General features: G+C 68.4%; 13 protein-coding genes. 11 read left to right on the top strand and 2 right to left on the bottom strand.

Annotated features, from left to right (window positions below):
- Positions 1-68: 68 nt before the first annotated feature.
- From AC1DT6_RS18310 to pbpC, 3 genes are read left to right on the top strand one after another with little or no spacing between them, the layout of a single operon-like run.
- A complete protein-coding gene (locus tag AC1DT6_RS18310) occupies positions 69-6,101 on the top strand; it encodes an alpha-2-macroglobulin family protein (RefSeq protein WP_441632526.1) in 6,033 nt (2,010 codons plus the stop codon).
- Positions 6,098-6,799: a lysoplasmalogenase gene (locus AC1DT6_RS18305; protein ID WP_441632524.1), complete on the top strand. Its 702-nt coding sequence runs from the start codon at positions 6,098-6,100 to the stop codon at positions 6,797-6,799. Before AC1DT6_RS18310 ends, AC1DT6_RS18305 begins: the two co-directional genes overlap by 4 nt.
- Entirely contained in the window at positions 6,796-9,129 is a 2,334-nt protein-coding gene (pbpC, locus tag AC1DT6_RS18300; RefSeq protein WP_441632522.1) for a penicillin-binding protein 1C, read from the top strand. The genes AC1DT6_RS18305 and pbpC overlap by 4 nt, the downstream gene beginning before the upstream one ends.
- On the opposite strand, the gene AC1DT6_RS18295 is transcribed toward pbpC, so the two are convergent.
- Entirely contained in the window at positions 9,041-10,585 is a 1,545-nt protein-coding gene (locus AC1DT6_RS18295; protein WP_477103005.1) for an MFS transporter, read from the bottom strand. The genes pbpC and AC1DT6_RS18295 overlap by 89 nt on opposite strands.
- A gap of 153 nt (positions 10,586-10,738) precedes the next feature.
- Here AC1DT6_RS18295 and AC1DT6_RS18290 point away from each other — a divergent pair, with 153 nt between their 5' ends.
- From AC1DT6_RS18290 to AC1DT6_RS18280, 3 genes are all read left to right on the top strand, one after another.
- Positions 10,739-11,629, top strand: coding sequence for a LysR family transcriptional regulator (locus AC1DT6_RS18290; RefSeq protein WP_441632518.1), 891 nt, complete (start codon positions 10,739-10,741; stop codon positions 11,627-11,629).
- Positions 11,630-11,889: 260 nt separating this feature from the next.
- Entirely contained in the window at positions 11,890-12,867 is a 978-nt protein-coding gene (locus AC1DT6_RS18285; RefSeq protein WP_441632516.1) for a delta(1)-pyrroline-2-carboxylate reductase family protein, read from the top strand.
- 280 nt (positions 12,868-13,147) lie between these two features.
- Positions 13,148-13,876 (top strand): OmpW/AlkL family protein, encoded by a 729-nt coding sequence (locus AC1DT6_RS18280; protein WP_045241997.1) that lies wholly within the window; start codon positions 13,148-13,150, stop codon positions 13,874-13,876.
- A 91-nt stretch (positions 13,877-13,967) separates the two neighbouring features.
- On the opposite strand, the gene AC1DT6_RS18275 is transcribed toward AC1DT6_RS18280, so the two are convergent.
- Positions 13,968-14,168 (bottom strand): heavy-metal-associated domain-containing protein, encoded by a 201-nt coding sequence (locus tag AC1DT6_RS18275; RefSeq protein WP_035865681.1) that lies wholly within the window; start codon positions 14,166-14,168, stop codon positions 13,968-13,970.
- A 260-nt stretch (positions 14,169-14,428) separates the two neighbouring features.
- Between AC1DT6_RS18275 and AC1DT6_RS18270 the strand changes: the two genes are divergently transcribed.
- The 5 genes from AC1DT6_RS18270 to AC1DT6_RS18250 form a co-directional block, all read left to right on the top strand.
- Positions 14,429-16,903 (top strand): heavy metal translocating P-type ATPase, encoded by a 2,475-nt coding sequence (locus AC1DT6_RS18270; RefSeq protein ID WP_441632513.1) that lies wholly within the window; start codon positions 14,429-14,431, stop codon positions 16,901-16,903.
- Positions 16,900-17,367: a Cu(I)-responsive transcriptional regulator gene (gene cueR / locus AC1DT6_RS18265; RefSeq protein ID WP_441632511.1), complete on the top strand. Its 468-nt coding sequence runs from the start codon at positions 16,900-16,902 to the stop codon at positions 17,365-17,367. Before AC1DT6_RS18270 ends, cueR begins: the two co-directional genes overlap by 4 nt.
- A gap of 76 nt (positions 17,368-17,443) precedes the next feature.
- A complete protein-coding gene (locus AC1DT6_RS18260) occupies positions 17,444-18,412 on the top strand; it encodes an alpha/beta hydrolase (RefSeq protein WP_441632509.1) in 969 nt (322 codons plus the stop codon).
- A gap of 168 nt (positions 18,413-18,580) precedes the next feature.
- Positions 18,581-20,281, top strand: coding sequence for a GMC family oxidoreductase (locus AC1DT6_RS18255; protein ID WP_441632507.1), 1,701 nt, complete (start codon positions 18,581-18,583; stop codon positions 20,279-20,281).
- Between the two features lie 357 nt (positions 20,282-20,638).
- Positions 20,639-20,879 (top strand): ATP-binding cassette domain-containing protein (locus AC1DT6_RS18250; RefSeq protein WP_441632505.1); only part of this gene is annotated, 241 nt, incomplete at its 3' end.

The following is a 20,879-nucleotide window of genomic DNA, read 5'->3' as shown; positions in this document are numbered from 1 at the left end:
CTGCGCGGACTTGCACTTGCCATCGGCGCATGTCACCCTCGCCGGGTGCCGTAAACGGGAGGGTCAGGATGACGCAGATCGTCGCTCGGATGGACAAGCGTGCGAAACGTGGTGAGTACTGGTGGGCCGGGTGGACCGCAGCGGCTTGCCTGCAGGTTGTGTTGGCGACGATGCCAGGTTCGGGCCAGGCCGCGCAGATTGCGCGCTTCTCGCCGGAGGGCGAGGTCTCGCGCGTGCGGCAGGTGGCGATCCGGTTCGACGAAGCGATGGTGCCGCTGGGCGACGCACAGGCAAGCCCGCCCGCGGTGGTGTCCTGCAGCGGCAGCGCAATCGCCGGACAGGCGCGCTGGATCGACGCGAAGAACTGGGTGTTCGATTTTGCGCGCGACCTGCCGCCCGGCGTCAAATGCGCGGTGCGCATTGTCGCGGGCCTGAAGAGCGAGGCAGGCAAGGCCTACGCCGGCAAGCCGGAGTACCGCTTCGAGACCGGCGGCCCGACCGTGGTGACGGCGCGGCCAGGTGGCGGCCAGATCGAGGAAGACCAGGTATTCGCGTTGCGCTTCAACGGGCCGGCCACCGCCGACTCGGTGCGCAGCGCCGCATGGTGCCAGGCTCAGGGCCTGGGCGAGCGCATTCCGGTGCGGCTGCTGGGCGGCAAGGAACGCGAGGCCGTGCTGGCCGCGCTGCACTGGAAGCTGAAAGCCGGCGAGGCCGACACCGTGCACCTGCTGGCCTGCCAGCAACGCCTGCCGTCCGGCGCGCGCATGCAACTTGTGCTGGGCGGCGGCATTGCCACGCCGTCGGGCCTGGCCACGCGCGACGAACGGCGCTTCGACTACACCGTGCGCGAGCCTTTCACCGCCAGCTTTACTTGCGAACGCGAACGCGCGCAGTCGCCTTGCACGCCGTTGCGCCCGATCTCGCTGTCGTTCTCGGCACCGATCTCGCGCAAGGATGCCGAGCATATCCTGCTCAATACGCCGAAAGGTCCGCGGGCTCCGCAATTCGAGCCGGGCGCGGCGCGCGACGCGCCCGTCAGCAGCGTCACCTTCACGCCGCCCTTTGCCGAGAAGACCGAGTTCACGCTGTCGGTACCTTCCGGCCTGAAGGACGACAGCGGCCGCGTGCTGTCCAATGCCGACCTGTTCCCCCTCAAGGTGAGCACGGCCGCGATGCCGCCGCTGGCCAAGTTCCCGGCCGCGCCGTTCGGCGTGCTTGAGCGTTTTGGCGAGCTGCCCAAGGGCAAGTCGCCGGCCGACTTCCCGGCGCTGTTGCCGGTGACGCTGCGCAATGTCGAAGCCGACCTGCCCGCGCTGGGCGTGCGCGCGCAAGCCGGCACCGTGCGCCGCCTCAAGGTGGATGACGACGGCGCCGTGCTGCGCTGGTACGGGCTGGTGCGCCGGCTGCACGAGAGCAGCTGGACCCGGAGCGAACTCGATGCCATTCTCGCGGGCCGGTCGCCGTCCGCCGTCAACAACCCGCGCAATGCGCCTTCCATCGAGACCCGTTCGATCTCGCTGCTCGATGGCGCGGCCGGCGCGCGCAAGCTTGCCATTCCGCAATTGTCGGAGCCGGGCGGCAAGGCGCCGCGGCCGTTCGAGGTGGTGGGCATTCCCTTGCCCGAAGCCGGTTTTCATGTGGTGGAAATCGCTTCGCCGATGCTCGGCGAGGCACTGCTCGGCAAGCCGGCGCCGATGTACGTGCGCACCGCCGCGCTGGTGACTAACCTTGGCGTGCATTTCAAGCTCGCGCGCGGCCCCGGCAAGATGACCGCGCTGGCCTGGGTCACCACGCTCGACGACGGCAAGCCGGTGGCCAATGCCGCCGTGGCGCTGCGCGATTGCAGCGGCAAGCTGCTGGCATCGGGCCGCACCGATGTCGCCGGGCTGGCCAGTTTCAACGGCGTGGACGACGTGCGCGAACGCAGTTGCGACGACACCGGGCTATCAGGCTATTTCGTCTCCGCCCGCATTGCCGCGGACCATCCGCAGGCGCGCGGCCAAGCCGACATGGCCTTCGTGATGTCCGGCTGGAACCAGGGCATCGAGAGCTGGCGTTTCAACGTGCCCACCGACACCAGCGTGGTGCCGGATGTGCGCGCCCATACGATCTTCGATCGCACCTTGCTGCGTGCTGGCGAAACGGTGTCGATGAAGCACGTGATCCGCACCGAGACCGCGAATGGTTTCGCGCTGCCGCCGGCAGGCGATCCCTTGCCGGAGAAGATGGTCATCCTTCACGAAGGCAGCGGCCAGACCTACGAGCAGCCGGTGCAGTGGCGCACCACAGCCACCGGCGGGCGCAGCGCCGAGAACACCTTCGCGATTCCGCAGGCGGCCAAGCTGGGTATCTACTCGGTATCGTTCAGCGATGCGAAGGATCGCGTGCTGGACAGCGGCAGCTTCCGTGTCGAGGCGTTCCGCCTGCCGGTGCTGGCGGGGACGCTCAAGGCGGGCAGCGGCGGGGCGCTGGTGGCGCCGCCTGAGGTGCCGCTCAACCTGGAAGTGCACTACGTATCGGGCGGCGGCGCGGCGGGCCTGCCGGTACAGGTGTCGGCACTGCTGCGCGACAAGTACGTGCGCTTTGCCGACTACGACGGTTACGCATTCGATGCGCCGCGCAAACCGCGCAAGGACAGCGGCGGCGACGAGGACGAAAGCGAGGACGGTGCCGCGCAGCGCGAAGAGGCGCAGAAGCTGGTTGCCGACAAGCTGCCGCTCAAGCTGGACAAGAATGGCAGCGGCACGCTGAACCTCAAGAACATGCCCAGGCTGGATGCGCCCAAGGACCTGGTGGTGGAATCGGGCTTTGCCGACCCCAACGGCGAGATTCAGACGCTACGGCAAACCGTGCCGCTGTGGCCGGCTGGCGTGGTGGCGGGGATCCGCACGGAGAGCTGGGTTTCGGTCAGGCAGAAACTCCTCGTACATGCCGTGGCGCTCGATCCGCAAGGGCGGCCGCAGGCCAACGTGCCGATCGCCCTGCGCGCGCAACTGCGCATCACCACGTCTGTGCGCAAGCGCGTGGTGGGCGGTTTCTATCGCTACGACAATCGCAACGAGAGCAAGGATCTCGGCAGCGTGTGCGAGGGCAGGACCGACGCGCAAGGCCGCATGCAATGCGAGGTTTCGTTGCCCGAGGCCGGACAGGTGGAGCTGATCGCGCAGGCCAGGGATAACGCGGGGCGCGTATCGCAGGCGGCTACCTCGGTGTGGGTGACGCGGCAGGGCGAACTGTGGTTCGGCGGCGAGAACAACGACCGCATCGATCTGCTGCCCGAGAAGAAGGCGTACGCGCCGGGCGAGACCGCGGTGTTCCAGGTGCGCATGCCGTTCCGCCACGCCACCGCGCTGGTGGCGGTGGAGCGCGAGGGCGTGCTGGAAACCAGCGTGGTGGAGCTCAACGGACGCGATCCCACCGTGCGGGTCAAGATCAGGCCGGAGTGGGGGCCCAATGTGTATGTGTCGGTACTGGCGCTGCGCGGACGCTTGCGCGAGGTGCCCTGGTATTCCTTCTTCACGTGGGGCTGGCGCCAGCCGGGCGAGTGGTGGCAGGCGTTCCGCAGCGAGGGCCGCGAGTATGCCGCGCCCACCGCGCTGGTCGATCTGTCCAAGCCGGCGTTCCGCCTCGGGCTGGCGGAGGTCCGCGTGGGCAACGAAGGCTACAGGCTTGATGTGAAGGTGACGCCGGACAAGACCAGTTATCCGGTGCGCGGCAAGGCGCAGGTGGCGGTGCAGGTGAAGCTGCCCGACGGCAAGCCCGCGGCCAATGGCGAAATCGCGCTGGCCGCTGTCGATGAAGCGCTGCTGGAGCTGATGCCGAACACAAGCTGGAACCTGCTCGACGCCATGCTGCGGCGGCGCAGCTACGGCGTGGAGACCGCTACCGCGCAGATGGAAATCATCGGCCGGCGCCACTACGGACGCAAGGCGGTGCCGGTCGGCGGCGGCGGCGGCAAGAGCCCCACGCGTGAGCTGTTCGATACCTTGCTGCTGTGGAACCCGCGCGTGCAGCTCGACGGCGATGGGCGGGCCACGCTGACGGTGCCGCTTAACGATTCGCTCACGCGCTTCCGCATCGTCGCCGTGGCGGACCTGGGCGTGAGCCGCTTTGGCAGCGGCAGTGCCAGCATCGCCGCCACGCAGGATCTGCAACTGATTTCGGGCCTGCCGCCGCTGGTGCGCGAGGAGGATCGTTACCGCGCGATGTTCACCTTGCGCAACACGACGCAGCGCGCTATGACGGTGCAGGCCGTGGCGCGCGTCAGTCCGCCGGGGCAGTCCGGACAGTCTCAGGCGCTGCCGGCGCAGACCGTGGAGATTCCCGCCGGCGAATCGCGCGAGACCGGCTGGGACGTCAGCGCGCCGCTGTTGGCAGCGGGATCGCTGGTGCAGGAGGGCACGGTGCAGTGGGAGGTGGAAGCCACCGAGACCGGCAAGGCCGCCGGCGCCAGCGACCGCGTGAAGCTCTCGCAGCAGCTGGTGCCCGCGGTTCCACTTACCGTGCAGCAAGCCACGCTGGCGCAACTGGCGCCGGATCTGTCGGTGCCGGTGCGTGCGCCGCAGGGCGCGCTCGCGGACGCCACGGGCCAGCCTCGCGGTGGCCTGCAGGTGAACCTGCAAGCTTCGTTGGCGGGCGGCATGCCGGGCGTGCGCGACTGGTTCCGCAATTATCCGTTCTCGTGCCTGGAGCAGCGCGCCTCGCGCGCGGTCGGGCTGGGCGATGCGGTGCAGTGGAACGCGCTGACGGCGCAGTTGCCGGGCTATCTCGACGACGACGGGCTGGCCGCGTATTTTCCGCTGCAAAACGAGGGGAATGCCGGCAGCGAAGTGCTGACCGCATACCTGCTGGCCGTGTCCGACGAAGCCGTGCGCGCGGGCCTGCCGCTGCGCCTGCCCGACGAGACGCGCGAGCGCATGGAACGCGGGCTGGCCGCCTTCGTCGAGGGCCGCATCAAGCGCGAACGCTGGGCGCCCACGCAGGACCTGGAAGTGCGCAAGCTGGCCGCGCTCGAGGCGCTGTCGCGCAACGGGCACGCGCAGGCACGCATGCTCGGGTCGATCCAGATCCTGCCCGCGCAGTGGCCGACCTCGGCGTTGCTCGACTGGATCGCCGTGCTGTCGCGCGTGCAGGATATCCCGCAGCGCGACGAGCGGCTGGCGCAAGCGCAGCAGATCCTGCGTTCGCGGCTGACAGTGCAAGGCACGCGGCTGGCGTTCTCCACCGAGCGCGACGACAACTGGTGGTGGCTGATGAGCGGCGGCGATTTCAATGCGGCGCGCCTGCTGTCGCTGTCGCTCGACCTGCCCGGCTGGAAGTCGGAAAGCGCGCAACTCGCAACCGGCCTGCTCGGCCGCCAGATGCGCGGCGCCTGGGGCACCACCACGGCCAACGCGTGGGGCGCGCTGGCGATCACGCGCTTTGCGCAAGCCTTCGAGAAGACGCCGGTGGCGGGCGCGACGCGCGTGACGCTGGAGGGCGTGCCCGAGGCCACGCGCAGCTTCGACTGGGTGCGCGCCGCGAAGGTCGATGGCGTGGCCGGAGGCAGCGTCAGCCTGCCGTGGCCGCGCGCGGGGGTTGCCGCCAACTTGCGCGCCGGCCAGGAAGGCGCGGGGAAGCCCTGGGCCACGGTGCGCGCGCTGGCGGCGGTACCGCTGGCCTCGCCGCTGTCGGCGGGCTACCGCATTACGCGCAGCGTGACGCCGGTGGATCAGGCGGTGGCGGGCAAATGGTCGCGCGGTGACAGCTATCGGGTGAAGCTCCAGATCGACGCTCAGGCCGATATGACCTGGGTGGTGGTGAGCGATCCGGTGCCTGCCGGCGCCACCATCCTCGGCAGCGGCCTCGGGCGCGATTCGGAGATCGCCTCGCGCGGCGAGCGGCGCAAGGGGGCATGGCCCGCATTCACCGAGCGCACGCCGCAGGCCTTCCGCGAGTACTACGCCTACATGCCGCGCGGCAGCGCCACGGTGGAATACACCGTGCGGCTGAACAACGCCGGCGAGTTCGCGTTGCCGCCCACGCGGGTGGAGGCGATGTACGCGCCCGATGTGTTCGGCGCGCAACCCAATGCCAGACTGACCGTAGGAGCACGCCCTTGAGCTGGCTTGCGATGATGATGCCCGCGCGGGTGCGCGAATGGTGGCTGGCAGGCACGATGGCCGGGCTGGTCTACGGCGGCCTGCTGGTCACTGTGGCGATGGATTCGCCGCCCGGTGCGCCGTTGAATGGGCAGATTGCCTTCCAGCCGGTATGGAAGACGGCGATGGCGCTGCTGCTGGTGCGCGCGGCGCATTTCCACCCGCCGCGCCGCGAGCGGCGCTGGCTGATGGCGGCGCTGCTGTTCTCGGCGATCGGAGACTTCCTGCTGGCGATGCCGTGGCTGTCGTTCTCCTTTATCGGCGGGTTGGGGGCCTTCCTGATCGCGCACTTCGCTTACCTTGGCTTGTTCTTGCCGATGGCGGGCGACTGGCGGGCGCATCGCCTGCTCGCCTGCGGCATGGTGCTGGGCGCGGCCGGCGTCATGCTCGGGCGCTTTTGGCCCAACCTGGGCACGCTGGTGGTGCCGGTCTCGGTTTATGTGGTGGCGCTGGCGTCGATGGTTTGCGCCGCGCTGGTGGCGAAGCTGCCGACGGCGCTGGCGGCTATCGGCGCGGTGTTCTTCGCCGTGTCCGACGGTTTGCTCGGCAGCGCGCGTTTCCTGGTGCCGTTCGATACCTTCGCGCTTGGCATCTGGTGGACTTACGCGGTCGCGCAGGTGTTGCTGGTGGCCGGCGTGGTAGCCAGGCGAAGCGAATGAACGCAAGCCGGTACGCCGTGCGCGCCGTCCTCCTCGCTGCCTGCGTGGCGAGCGCGCAGGCGCATGCACTACCCACCTTCGATAGCGTTCGCGCAAGCTGGCGCAGCGCCGACGTAGTGGTGCTCGACCGCCACGGCGAGCCTTTGTCGCGCGTGCGCGACGACTTCCGGGCGCGGCGCGGCGACTGGGTCACGCTGGCGGAGATTTCGCCAGCGGTGCGCACCGCCATCGTGCTGTCCGAGGACCGGCGCTTCTATGCGCATAGCGGTGTCGACTGGCAGGGTGTGGCCGCCGCCGCGTGGGCCAATCTGTGGAACACGCGCACGCGCGGCGCGTCCACCCTGACCATGCAGCTCGCGGGCCTGCTCGACGAAGACCTGCGGCGTGCCGAGGGCGGGCGCAGCGTGAGCCAGAAGATGGCGCAGGCCGTGCGCGCCGCGGCGCTGGAGCGCAGCTGGAGCAAGGACCAGATACTCGAGGCCTATCTCAACCTGGTGCCGTTCCGCGGCGAGCTGGTGGGATTGTCCGCGCTGTCGCAGGCGCTGTTCGGCAAGTATCCCAGCGGGCTCGACGCACGCGAGGCGGCGCTCGCGGTGGCGCTGGTGCGCGCGCCCAATGCACGCGCGCCACAGGTGGCGCAGCGCGCCTGCGGCATCCTGCGCGAACAGCAGTTGCCCAAGGCGTGCGACGGGCTGGACGGCTTTGCGCAACTGGCGTTGCTGCGCAGTGGCGGCGGTGCGGGCAGCGCATCTGCATCCTCCGCACAGGCGTCGGCCCTGGCGCCGGATCTCGCACCGCATCTGGCGCGCCTGCTGGTCGCGCAAGCGCGTGCCGCGGGCACCGTACCGCCCACCATCACATCCACCCTCGATGCCGGCTTGCAGCGTGCCGCTTCGCGCAGCCTGGACCGTCATCTGCGCGAACTCGCCGGACGCAACGTGGAAGATGGCGCGGTGGTGGTGATCGACAATGCCAGCGGCGACGTGCTCGCCTACGTCGGTTCGTCAGGCGTCCTGTCGGCGGCCGCGCAGGTCGACCACGCGGCGGCGCCGCGCCAGGCCGGCTCCACGCTCAAGCCTTTTCTGTACGAGCAGGCGCTCGAGGCGCGGCGGCTGACCACGGCATCCCTGCTCGACGACCGGCCGGTCAACCTGCCTACCGGCGGGGGCGGCGGGCTCTATGTGCCGCAGAACTATGACCGCCAGTATGCGGGTTGGGTCAGCATGCGCGCGGCGCTGGCTTCCTCGCTCAACGTCCCCGCGGTGCGCACGCTGGTGATGGTGACGCCGCATCGATTCCACCAGCGCCTGACGGCGCTCGGGTTGCCGCTTGCTCAGGCTGGCGACTACTATGGCTACAGCCTGGCGCTGGGCAGCGCCGACGTACCGCTGGCCGCGCTCACCAATGCGTATCGCGCATTCGCCAACGGCGGGCGCTACGCCCCCGCGCGATGGCGCACCGATGCGGCGCCCGGGGCGGCGCGCGCCGTGATGTCGCCGGCTGCCAGCTACCTGGTGGCGGACGTGCTGTCGGACCGCCACGCGCGGGCGCGCACGTTCGGTCTCGACAGCCCGCTCACCACGCGCTTCTGGACCGCGGTCAAGACGGGTACGTCGAAGGACATGCGCGACAACTGGTGCGTGGGCTGGTCGCAGCGCTACACCGTGGGGGTGTGGGTGGGCAATGCCAGCGGCGCGAGCATGCACGAGGTGTCGGGCGTGTCCGGCGCGGCGCCGGTGTGGCACGAAATCATGGACGCGTTGCACCGCTCGGTGCCGAGCGTGGCGCCGGTCATGCCCGCGGGCGTGGAACGTGTACCGCTGCGCTTTGCCGATGATCTCGAACCCGCGCGCGACGAAGTCTTCCTGGCCGGTACGGCATTGCGCATGGTCAACCTGGCCAGCGCGGATAGCGCGCGCGGCGCCGCGCGTACGGACAAGCAGGGCGGCAGCCAGGATCGCGCAGCCGCCATTGCAAGTCCCGCCGACGGCACCGTGTTCGCGCTTGATCCCGATATCCCGCCGACGGCGCAGCGTGTGTGGTTCCACGCCGAAGGGGTCAGCGGGCAGACCGCGCAGCGCGTCAGCTGGCGCATGGACGGCAAGCCGCTGGGGCGTGGAGGGCAACTGGCCTGGCTGCCCTGGCCGGGCCGGCACCAGGTGGAACTGCTGGATGCCGCCGGCAAGGTGGTGGACCAGATCGGCATCGAGGTGCGCGGCGCGGTGGCGAAGGCGCCGCTGACTATGCCGGCTCCGGCGCGGATCCGGAGCGATGCGGCAAGCGTGAATGACTCAGGAAGCCGAACACCAGCGCCGCCGACACCACGGTGATTGCCGCGAGGATATACAGCAGCAGGTGGAATGCGTCGCCGTAGCCTTGCACCAGCGCGTGCTGGCCGGCTTGGGGCAGCAGGGACATGGCGCGCGGCAGGTCGCCCATGGCGAGCCGGTGGGCGGCTTCCGGCAGTGCTGTGGCAGGCCCGGCGATGGGCAGGCCATGCAGCCTGGACTCGGCGAGCCCCGCGAGCGTGGCGCCGACGATGGCCAGCGCAATGCCTTCCCCGGCGACCCGCGTCGTGTTGAAGATGCCTGTGGCCATGCCGGCGCGCTCCCTGGGCACCACGCTCACGGCCAGGCCATCCATCAAACCCCAGGGCAGGCTGATGCCAAGCCCAATGGTCAGCATGGGCAGCACCAGCGCCGCGCCTGGCTGGCCGGGCGCGCATTGCGCCAGCCACAGCAAGCCGCCGGTGCAGACCAGCAAGCCCAGGCCTGAGATGAATCCCGCCGCGAGCCAGCGCGTCAGCTGGCCAGCCAGCAGCGGCACCACCAGCATGGGGGCGGAGAGGGCAATCATCATGCGGCCCGCTTCCATCGCGCTGTAGCCCTCGATGCCGATCAGGCGGATGGGGAGCAGCACTTGCAGCACCACGTAGGAATACGCTGGCGCGGCGGCGAGGAATTGCACGCCGACAAAGCGCGGATAGCGAAACAGCGACAGGTCCAGCATGGGTGCGCGCACGCTCCGTTCGATGACGATGAACGCCGCCAGCAGTACCACCGCGCCCGTCAGCTGGATGACCACCGGCGGGCTGCTCCAGCCGTTCTCCGGTGCGCTCAATACGGCATAGGTGAACAAGGCCAGCGCGCCCGTGAAGGTGGCCGCACCCGGCCAGTCGAGCCCGGTGGCGGCGGGGTCGCGCGACTCGCGCATGCAGCGGGCGCCCGACACCAGCGCGCATGCGGCGATCGCGGTTGCGCTGAGAAACACTGAGCGCCAGCCATGGTGCTGGATCAGGAATCCGGCTAGTACGGGGCCGAACGCCAGTCCGACGCCGAAGGTGGTGCCCAGCAAGCTGAAGGCGCGGGTAGCGGCCTGGCCCTCGAACTCTTGCGCCAGTGCTGCCACACCGCCGGACAATGCCGCGGCGCCGGCTACCCCCTGCGCTGCGCGCAGGAAGGCGAGCCAGGTGGTGTCGGGTGCCGCGCTCAGGGCCAGGGAGGCGAGTCCGAAGCCGGCGATGCCTGCGATGAAGATGCGCTTGCGTCCAAAGCGGTCCGCCAGTGCGCCGGCGGCCATCAGGCAACTCCCAAAACTCAGCATAAAGGCGTTGGTGACCCAGCTCAGCGCGATGGGGCTGCCGCCAAGGTCATCGGCAATCGCCGGCAACGCCACGGCGGGCCCGGTGAAGCTCAGCGGCATGGCCAGTGCCGCAAGGCAGACAGCGCCCAGGATCAACAGTTTTTGCGCGGTCTTGCGCACGGCGGGCTGTGCAGGTGTGCTCATCGGAAGTCCGTGTCGGGAGGCGAGGGGAGCGGGCACGTTCGATAGCCGACAGCGCCACTCCGCGAAAGTGCACTGATGATAGGATCGCTTTAATGTTGCTTAAAGCACCGTGATTTCCGCTAATAACGGACAAAAATTCTCTAATGGCCCGGTATGGATAGTCTCAGCGGTTTGTATGCCTTCGTGCGCGCAGCGGAGTCGCGCAGTTTCGTCGCCGCAGGGCGGCTGCTCGGCGTATCGTCATCCGCCATCGGCAAGAGCGTGATGCGGCTCGAATCCCGGGTCGGCATTCGCCTGTTTCACCGCAGCACGCGCCAGATCAGGCTGACGGAGGAGGGCGAGCTCTTCTTCGAGCGCTGCCGGCGCATCCTCGGCGAAATCGATGAAGCCGAACTCGAGTTGACGCGGCTGAAGGAGGCGCCGCGCGGCCGGTTGCGCATCAGCGTCCCGGCGATCGGCTATCGCCTGCTGCTGCCGGACCTGGCCGCGTTCTGCGCGGCTTATCCGGAGATCGAGTTCGACCTGGACTTCAGCGACCGCATGGTCAATGTGGTCGAAGAGGGCTTCGACATGGTGATCCGCAGCGGCGAACTGTCGGATTCCCAACTGATGGCCAGACGCCTGCGTCCATTCCGTTTTGTGGTTTGTGCTTCGCCCGGGTATTTTGCGAGTCGCGGCATGCCGCGGCTGCCGAAGGACCTGGAGCAGCACGCATGCCTGCGCTACCGGTTTCCCTCCAGCGGGAAACTCCAGGACTGGGTGCTGGTGGAGGATGCCGGTGCTGAGGCATTACGGTTGCCGGCCGCCTTCGCGTTGAACAATATCGAAGCCGTACTGGCTGCCGCAATCGACGGCCTGGGCATTTGCTATGTGCCGGATTTTGTCGCGCAAGACGCGCTGCGCGACAAGCGCCTGGAAACCACGCTGGACGAATACAACGTGGTCCAGGGTACGTTCTGGATGCTGTGGCCATCGAGCCGGCACATGCTGCCGAAGCTTCGGGTGCTGGTCGACTTCCTGTCCTGGCGGGAGGGTCAGGCTTGATCGTGAAGTTGTGCTTGGCTGGGGCCCGCCATGGTCCGCGGGGGTTCCCCTCGGCCCTGGCTGCATGGGCATGAGCAAGTTGACGGTGCCCATGATGATGGAATTTTTATTCGTGATATCAATCACGTGGCATCTAATTTAATCAATGATATTAATACGGGTGATGTACGTAGACCGCATCGCAGTAGCGGGTACGCGTTACCCAGGTGGCGAGTTCGCCGATAATCCAGCATCGCGAACCGCCTCCAGAGTTATCCGCCATGTCCCTTGCCCTGCTCGACGCCGCCCAGACCGCGGCCCGCCTGCCGTATCCCGCGCTGGCCCGCGCCATTGCCGGCATGCTGGCCGAACTGCGCGCCGGCACGGCCATGGCGCCGCCACGCATTGCCTTGCCGGTGGGCGATGCGGCCGGTGGCGAAGGCACGCTGCTGGTGATGCCGGCGCGTAACCGAGAACTGGTGATGACCAAGAACATCACCGTGCACCCCGGCAATCCGCGGCGCGGCCTGCCCAATATCCTCGGTGAAGTGGTGGTGGCCGACGCCCATACCGGGCGCCGGCTGGCGCTGCTGGACGGTCCCACCGTGACCGGCCGGCGTACCGCCGCCGTGTCGCTGCTGGCGGCGCAGACCTTCGCCCCGGAGCCCGGCGGCGAACTGTTGATCATTGGTGCCGGCGTGCAGGCCCAGACGCATCTGGAAGCCTTTGTGGCCGGGCTGACGCCGCGTCGCGTGTGGTTGCATTCGCGCACGGCCGCCAAGGCCGAAGCCCTCGCCGCGCACGCGCGCACGCTCGGTGTCGAGGCGCAGACGGTGGCGGACGTGAGCGCCGTGCTGCCGCGCGTGTCGATGGTGGTGACCGTGACGTCCAGCCTGACCCCGGTGCTGCCGGACCTGGATAGCGGCTTGTGGCGCGACGAGCATTTCATTGCCGCGGTCGGCGCTTTCCGCCCGGAGATGTGCGAGCTGCCACCGGCTTTGTGCCAGGCGGCTTCGGCGCATGGCCGGCTGCTGGCCGACACATCGTTCGGCATCGAGGAGGAGGCGGGCGACCTGCTGCAGGCGGGCATCGACTGGGCCACCGTGCAGCCCTTCGAGCAAGCCATCCTCGCCGCCGACGAACTGCGCGCGCGCAGGGGCAGCCCGCTGGTATTCAAAAGTGTCGGCTATGCCTTGTGGGACCTGGCCGCCTGTGTGCTGGCCAGCGCCGGACCCGAGGCGGGCAACCCGGCGGCCTGACACCTTCGTACTGTGCTTCGGGAGCCTCGCCGGCCGGTGGACTATGGGAATTCCCTTGTCCAAAGTAGGCCTATACCGCGCAGTAGGATTTTCGGCCGGCGGGCGTCGCATATTCGTTACAGTTTTGAACGCGATTTCGCCGTGATTTGTCGCTTTTTTAATGGTTAACCCGCACTTTAGGGTGAGCCTTCTACAAATGTGTTAAGCGCTTGAAACAGACGGGTCATACCAAGCAGGATAATGCGTGCCTCGGGTAGAGAATTAACTAGGAGTAAGAGGCATGTCCCATAAGAAGATCCTGCTGGCCAGCGTAGCCATGCTAATCGCCGGTGCCGCGCAAGCGCAAAGCGCCGGCAGCAACATCGTCAGCCTGGGCTGGTTCCGCGTGATGCCGACCAGCTCCGCCGACCCGCTGGTGGTCGATAGCATCAACGGTGCTCCCGTTGGCCTGACCGAGACCGGTACCAGCGCCAAGATCAAGTCCGCGGATACGCTTGGCATCGCGTTTACCCACTACTTTACGGACAATATCTCGGGTGAATTCGTGGCCGGCATCCCGCCGAAGCACGATGTGCAGGGCTCGGGGTCGTTTTCCAAGTACGGCACGCTGGGCAATGTGAAGCAATGGAGCCCGGCGCTGCTGGTGAAGTACCACTTCCTGGAAGCGAAGTCCAAGTTCCGCCCCTATGTGGGCATCGGCGTGAACTACACGTGGTTCACCGATGAGACCATCAGTAACCAGACGTTTGTGAAGTCCGAGTTCGGTCCGAAAGCCACGATGTCGGCCAGCGCCAAGAGCTCGTGGAACCCGGTCTTCAATATCGGCGCCAACTATGCCGTGACCGACAACTGGTTTGTCGGCCTGTCGGTTTCCTACCTGCCGCTGTCCAGCACCGCTACGCTGACTACGCAGAACGCCGGTCCGGCGGGCAATGCCACCGTGGTGTCGCACACCAAGATCAAGATCGATCCGGTAGTGACCTTCCTGAACGTCGGCTACCGCTTCTAAGCTGCCGTATCGCCAGAAAGCAAACGGGCGCCTCTCGCGAGGCGCCCGTTTTGTTTTCCGGGCAGCCGCGGGCCATGCCCGCGGTGCCAGCTTATGCGCTGGCTTTGACGGGATAGCCGGCCGCTTCAATCGCCTCGCGCAGCGCCTGGCTGCTTGCCGTGGCTTCGACCATAACCGCCTGCGCGGGAATGTCGGCCGACACCTTCGCGGCCGGATCGAGCGCCTGTACGGCGCGGGTGATGGCGCCCACGCAGTGGCCGCACGACATGCCTTCAACCTGGAACTGGATCATCTGGAATCTCCTGTAGGAAAGGATTCAATGAAAGCGTCCGGCGGCCCCGGAAAAAGCGTACCCACCGCTGCGCTGACCGGGCCGGACTGCATCTACCCCTGAAGTTTGCACCTTCCCACGGTGGCAAGCGCAAGGCCTTTTCGAAGCAAGGTCCGCTTGCGCGGGTGATTGAAGAGTGGCTTGTCTTCGCCCTTGACCTTYCCAGCATGGTAAGGTCCATCATGTGTTGGTCATCATTGAGGATCTCTTTCCTTCAGGCCATGCCCGCCAATTCCCAAGTTCTTCCCGTACCCGGCGCAGCGGCGAGCGCGCCGGCTTCCGAATGGCGCCTGCCGATCGGCGGCATGACGTGCGCCTCATGCGTGCGGCGTGTCGAAACCGCGCTGGGCAAAGTGCCTGGCGTGCGGCAGGTCGCCGTTAACCTCGCCACCGAAGAGGCCACGCTGCAAGCCGATAGCGCGGCGGTGTTGCCCGCCGCGGCCGAGGCGGTGAAGGCTGCCGGCTACGAGGTACCGCACCAGGCCATTGCCTTGTCCATCAGCGACATGACGTGCGCGTCCTGCGTGGCCCGCGTCGAGCGTGCCTTGAAAGCGGTGCCGGGCGTGGTGGATGCGCAGGTCAACCTGGCCACGGAGCAGGCCGAGGTCACGGTGCTGCGCGGTGCCGTGGACGCCGATGCGCTGGCCGCGGCGGTCGCGCGCGCCGGCTATGGCGCCGTGCCGGTGGGCGGCGAATTGCCCGCGGGCGCGGCAGGCGAGGGCTTCTGGTCCGGGCCGTGGCCGGTGGCGATCTCGGCGGCGCTGTCGCTGCCGCTGGTGGCGCCGATGGTGGCGCAATGGTTCGGCGTGCACTGGATGCTGCCGGCCTGGGTGCAATGGTTGCTGGCCACGCCCGTGCAGTTCGTCTTCGGCTGGCGTTTCTATAAGGCGGGCTGGAAGGCGGTGCGCGCGGGCGCCGGCAATATGGACCTGCTGGTCGCGCTCGGCACTTCGGCGGCCTATGGCTTGTCCCTGTGGCTGATGTGGCGCGGCGCGGACGGCATGCCGCACCTCTACTTCGAAAGCGCGGCGGTGGTCATCACGCTGGTGCGGCTGGGCAAGTGGCTGGAGACGCGCGCCAAGCGCCAGACCGCCGACGCCATCCGCGCGCTTGCCGCGCTGCGCCCCGATAGCGCGATCGTGCGTCGCGATGGCGGCGAAGTCACGGTGCCACTGGGCTTGGTACGGGTGGGCGACGAGATCGTGGTGCTGCCGGGCGCACGCGTGCCCGTCGACGCTCAAGTGATCGAGGGCAGCAGTCATGCCGACGAATCGATGCTGACCGGCGAGAGCCTGCCGGTGCCCAAGGAGCCTGGCACGCTGCTGACCGGCGGTGCCATCAATTACGAAGGCCGTCTGGTTGCGCGCACCGTGGCGGTGGGCGCTGAAACGGTGCTGGCCCGCATTATCCGCATGGTCGAGCACGCGCAGGCGGCCAAGGCGCCGATCCAGCGCATGGTCGACCGCGTCAGCTCGGTGTTCGTGCCGGTAGTGCTGGGTATCGCCATGGTCACGCTGCTGGGCTGGGGCGTGCTCGGCGGCAACTGGGAAGCGGCCTTGCTCAACGCGGTGGCTGTGCTGGTGATCGCCTGCCCGTGCGCGCTCGGCCTGGCGACGCCGACGGCGATCATGGCGGGCACCGGCGCGGGCGCGCGCGCCGGCATCCTGATCAAGGACGCCGAGGCACTGGAAGTGGCGCACCGGGTCAAGGTGGTGGCTTTCGACAAGACCGGCACGCTCACGGTGGGCAAGCCGGAAGTGGTGGCGCTGGCGGTGCCCGAAGGCGCCGGCGCGGACGAAGCGCAACGCTTGCTGGCACGCCTGGCCGCGCTGCAGGCCGGCAGCGAGCATCCGCTCGCGCATGCCGTGCTGGCGGCGGCCCGTGCGCGCGGCATCGAGGCGCCGACGGCTACCGATGTGCGCGCGCTGCCGGGCATGGGCCTGGCCGGCAAGGTGGACGGCGTGGCGCTGCAGCTCGGCAGCGAGCGCCTGCGTGCTTCGCTGGGCGCAGCACCGGGTACGCTCGGCGCACAGGCGCAAGCACTGCAGGACCAGGGGCGCACGGTGTCCTGGCTGATCGAGACGGGCGCGCAGGATGCGTCGCCTGCGCAAGGACTGCCGCGCGTGCTGGGCCTGGTCGCTTTTGGCGACGCCATCAAGCCCGGCGCGCGCCGCGCGATCGACCGGCTGCGTGCCGCTGGCGTGCGTACCGTGATGCTGTCCGGCGACAACAGGGGAGCCGCGGCACGCGTGGCCGAGACGCTCGGGCTGGACGAGGTGCAGGCGGAAGTGCTGCCGGCCGACAAGGCGGAGCGCGTCATCGGACTCAAGGCGGGTGGCACCGTGGTGGCGATGGTGGGCGACGGCATCAACGATGCGCCGGCGCTGGCCGCTGCCGATGTCGGGATTGCCATGTCCACCGGCACCGACGTGGCCATGCATGCCGCCGGCATCACGCTGATGCGCGGGGATCCGGCGCTGGTGGCCGATGCGCTGGCGATCTCGCGCCGCACTGTGCGCAAGATTCGCGAGAACCTGTTCTGGGCCTTCTTCTACAATGTGATCGGTATCCCCCTGGCGGCAGCCGGCTTGCTGAACCCGGTGGTGGCCGGCGCGGCCATGGCATTCTCCAGCGTGAGCGTGGTCGGCAATGCACTGTTGTTGCGGCGCTGGAAGCCGGCGGGAGACAGAGCATGAATATCGGTGAAGCGGCACAAGCTTCCGGCGTCTCCGCCAAGATGATCCGGCACTACGAAGCCATCGGCTTGCTGGCGGCGCCGCCGCGCAGCGAGGGCGGCTACCGGCGCTACGACGAGCGCGCGGTGCACACCTTGCGCTTCGTGCGGCGTGCCCGTAATCTCGGGTTCTCGCTGGACGAGATACGCGGCCTGCTGTCGTTGTGGCATGACCGCGCGCGGGCCAGCGCCGATGTCAAGGCGCTTACCTTGCGTCACGTGGCGGAGCTAGAGCAGCGCATCGCCGAGCTGGCCGCCATGCGCGACACGCTGCGCCAGCTGGCCGAGGCCTGCAGCGGCGACGCGCGGCCCGATTGCCCGATCCTGGCGGATATGGCGCGGGCCGGCCTGGACGAGGCTGGCGGCGTGGCAATGCCTGATTGCCATCGCCATGCCCGTGAAGGGGACGGCACGGCGGCCACCTAGCCGCGCGGCGCCGGCCAGTGGAACCGTAGCGCCGTACCAGCACCACCGTAGCGGAACAGATATGGAGACCAATCGCATGGATCGACCGAGTACCGCTGCTCCCGCCGGGGCTCCCGCGAGCATTGCTGGCGGTGGTGCCGGCGAGGCCGGTGGCGCTGGTTCCGGCGCCGCGGCACCGGCGCGGCCTGTCGTTCCCTCTGAAAGCCGCCAGCGCATGCGTGACGGCACGGAGCTGCTGCTGCGTACCTGGCAGCCCGATCCCGACTCCTTTCCCGAGGCCACTGGCTCGCTCTTGCTGGTTCATGGCCTGGCCGAGCATTGCGGCCGCTACCAGCACGTGGCCGAGCTGTTGTGCGGCCTGGGCCTGCGCGTGCGCGCCTACGACCAGCGGGGCCATGGCGCCAGCGGCGGTCCGCGCATGGTGGCCGGGCACCCGGACGTGTTTGTCGACGACCTCACCGAAATCCACGATGCGGCCTTGAGCCAGTGGAAGGAACTGCCATTCCTGCTGGGCCATAGCATGGGCGGCCTGGTGGCGGCGCGTTTTGCCACGGCACGGGTGCGGCCCGTGCGCGCGCTGGTGCTGTCGTCGCCGGCGCTGGCATTGAAACTCTCCGCACCGATGCTGACGCTGCACCACATATTGCTGGCGCTGGCGCCGCGCCTGCGCGTGCCGAACCCGATCGACGCGCGCTACCTCTCGCACGATGCGGCGGTGGTGGCGCGGTATCGCGCCGATCCGCTGGTGCAGGGCACCATCAGCGCCAGCGTGCTCGAGACGTTCCTGCGCGGCATGGCGCAGGCGCAGGCCGATGCGATCTTGCTGGAAGCGCCCACGCTGATGCTCGTCGCGGGCGACGATCGCATCGTCGACCCGGCCGGTAGCCGCCGCTTCTGCGATAGTGCGCCGCGCGACCTGTGCGAAGCGCGCTGGTTCGATGGCGCTTACCACGAGATTTTCAACGAGGCCCAGCCGTTGCGCGGCGAGGTTTTTGCCGCGCTCGCCGATTGGCTGCGCAAGCATTTGCAGCCGCAGGCTGCGTGAGCGCATGATGCGTTGCCGGCTGCGGCTTCCTGAACCATTGCGCGCGGCCATGGCCCAAGTTCCGCAGCCCGCGCAGGGCCGCATGGTTTCGCAAGCCCGGCGGAGCGTTCCCGTGCGGGCCCATCTTCAACCCTTTCAAACGCGGCGCAAGGCCTGACAAGAAAAAGCATGGAGACTTACGACTACATCATCGTCGGCGCCGGTTCGGCCGGCTGCGTGCTGGCCAACCGCCTGACCCTGGACCCCGAGGTGAGCGTGTTGCTGCTCGAAGCCGGCGGGCGCGACGACTATCACTGGATCCATATCCCGGTGGGCTACCTGTATTGCATCGGCAACCCCCGCACCGACTGGATGTACCGCACCGCCGCGGAGGCTGGCCTGAACGGCCGCACGCTGGGCTATCCGCGCGGGCGCGTGCTGGGCGGCTCGTCGTCGATCAACGGCATGATCTATATGCGCGGGCAGCGCGAGGACTATGACGACTGGGCACGCCTGACGGGCGACGACGGCTGGCGCTGGGACAATGTGCTGCCGCTGTTCAAGCGCAGCGAGGACCATCATCGCGGCGGCGACGAATTCCACGGCGCCGGCGGCGAATGGCGGGTGGAAGGGCAGCGTCTGCACTGGGATATCCTTGAGCGCTTCATCGAGGCCGCCGAGCAGGCCGGCATCCCGCGCACCGACGATTTCAATCGCGGCGATAACTTCGGCGTGGGCTACTTCGAGGTCAACCAGCGCCGCGGCATTCGCTGGAATACCGCCAAGGCCTTCCTGCGCCGCGCGGCCGAACGGCCCAACCTGACCATCGTCACCGGCGCGCAGGTCAGCGCCCTGACGTTCGATGGACGGCGTTGCAGCGGCGTGGCCTATCTCGGCGGCGGCACGCCGTTCACGGTGGCGGCGCGCGAGGAGGTGATCCTGGCGGCGGGCGCGGTCAATACGCCGCAGCTGCTGGAGCTGTCCGGCGTCGGCCAGCCCGAGCGGCTGCGGGCGCTGGGCATCTCTGTGCGCCATGCGCTGCCCGGCGTGGGCGAGAACCTGCAGGACCACCTGCAACTGCGCAGCGTGGTGAAGGTGGAAGGCGTGCGCACGCTCAATACCCGCGCGGGCAGTTGGTGGGGCAAGCTCGGCATCGGCCTGCAGTACGCGGTCAACCAGAGCGGCCCGATGAGCATGGCGCCGTCGCAACTGGGCGCGTTCGCGCGCTCGGACGCTTCGTACGCGCGGCCCAATCTCGAGTACCACGTCCAGCCGCTATCGCTCGACAAGTTCGGCGATCCGCTCCATCGCTTCAATGCCTTCACGGCCAGCGTGTGCAATCTGCGCCCGACCTCGCGCGGCAGCGTGCATATCGCCGATCCGGACTTCCGCCATGCGCCGGTGATCGCGCCCAATTACCTGTCCACCGATGCGGACCGCAAGGTCGCGGCAGATTCGCTGCGGTTGACGCGGCGCATCGTGGCATCGCCGGCGCTGGCACCCTACAAGCCGCTGGAATGGCTGCCCGGCGCGGCCCTGCAGACCGACGAGCAGCTCGCTCAGGCAGCGAGCGAAATCGGCACCACTATCTTCCATCCGGTGGGCACCTGCCGCATGGGGCGTCCCGACGATCCGCAGGCGGTGGTGGACCAGCGCCTGCGCGTGATCGGCATCGATGGTCTGCGCGTGGTGGATGCCTCGGTGATGCCGCTGATCACCTCGGGCAATACCAACTCGCCCACCATCATGATCGCGGAGCGCGCCAGCGACATGATCCGCGAAGACCGGCGCCTGCGCGTGAGCGGCGTGGCCGGCAAGGTGGCGGGGGATGCTGTTTCCCCGGCGGAAGCCTCGCTCGCCGTCAAGGCGGGAGCCGCAACCCAGGCCTGAATGCGCCGGCATCGCAAAACTGACGCGAACCTGACACCAACCTGACATCTGGTTCATGTTTCATAATTAGTGCAAACCCGGATGTTTTGCGACGCAGCAGACGCACACAATAGACGCCGAGATGCCGTGCAGTACCGCTCACATTGGCGCGCCCTCCCCAGGGCGCGTCGCGCGTTCAGGGAGGGCGGGGCACGGCGGGTAGAAAAAGACAAGCGGCGCCAACGCCGCAGCAGCCACGGGGAGCGCAACTGGATTGGCGCGACCCGTGCCGTGGTGGTGCGACAGGCACCACAGTTCTGACCATTTGGCGGTGCCGACCAGAAGCCGGGGCCGCAGCAAGAGGGCGGGCAGGAGACCATGAATCAGCAAGACACGATCCTGGAAACGCGGAACCTCACCAAGGAGTTCAAGGGGTTTACCGCGGTGAGCGACGTCAACCTGCGGGTGAGCCGCGGGTCCATCCATGCCTTGATCGGCCCCAACGGCGCCGGCAAGACCACGTGCTTCAACCTGCTCACCAAGTTCCTAGAGCCGACGACCGGCACGATCCTGTTCAACGGCATCGACATCACGCGCGAGAAACCGGCGCAGATCGCCC

It is taken from the genome of Cupriavidus sp. 01L45, assembly GCF_056399885.1.
The sequence above is the reverse complement of the archived record's forward strand: the minus strand, read 5'-3'. Positions and strand labels throughout refer to the sequence as shown.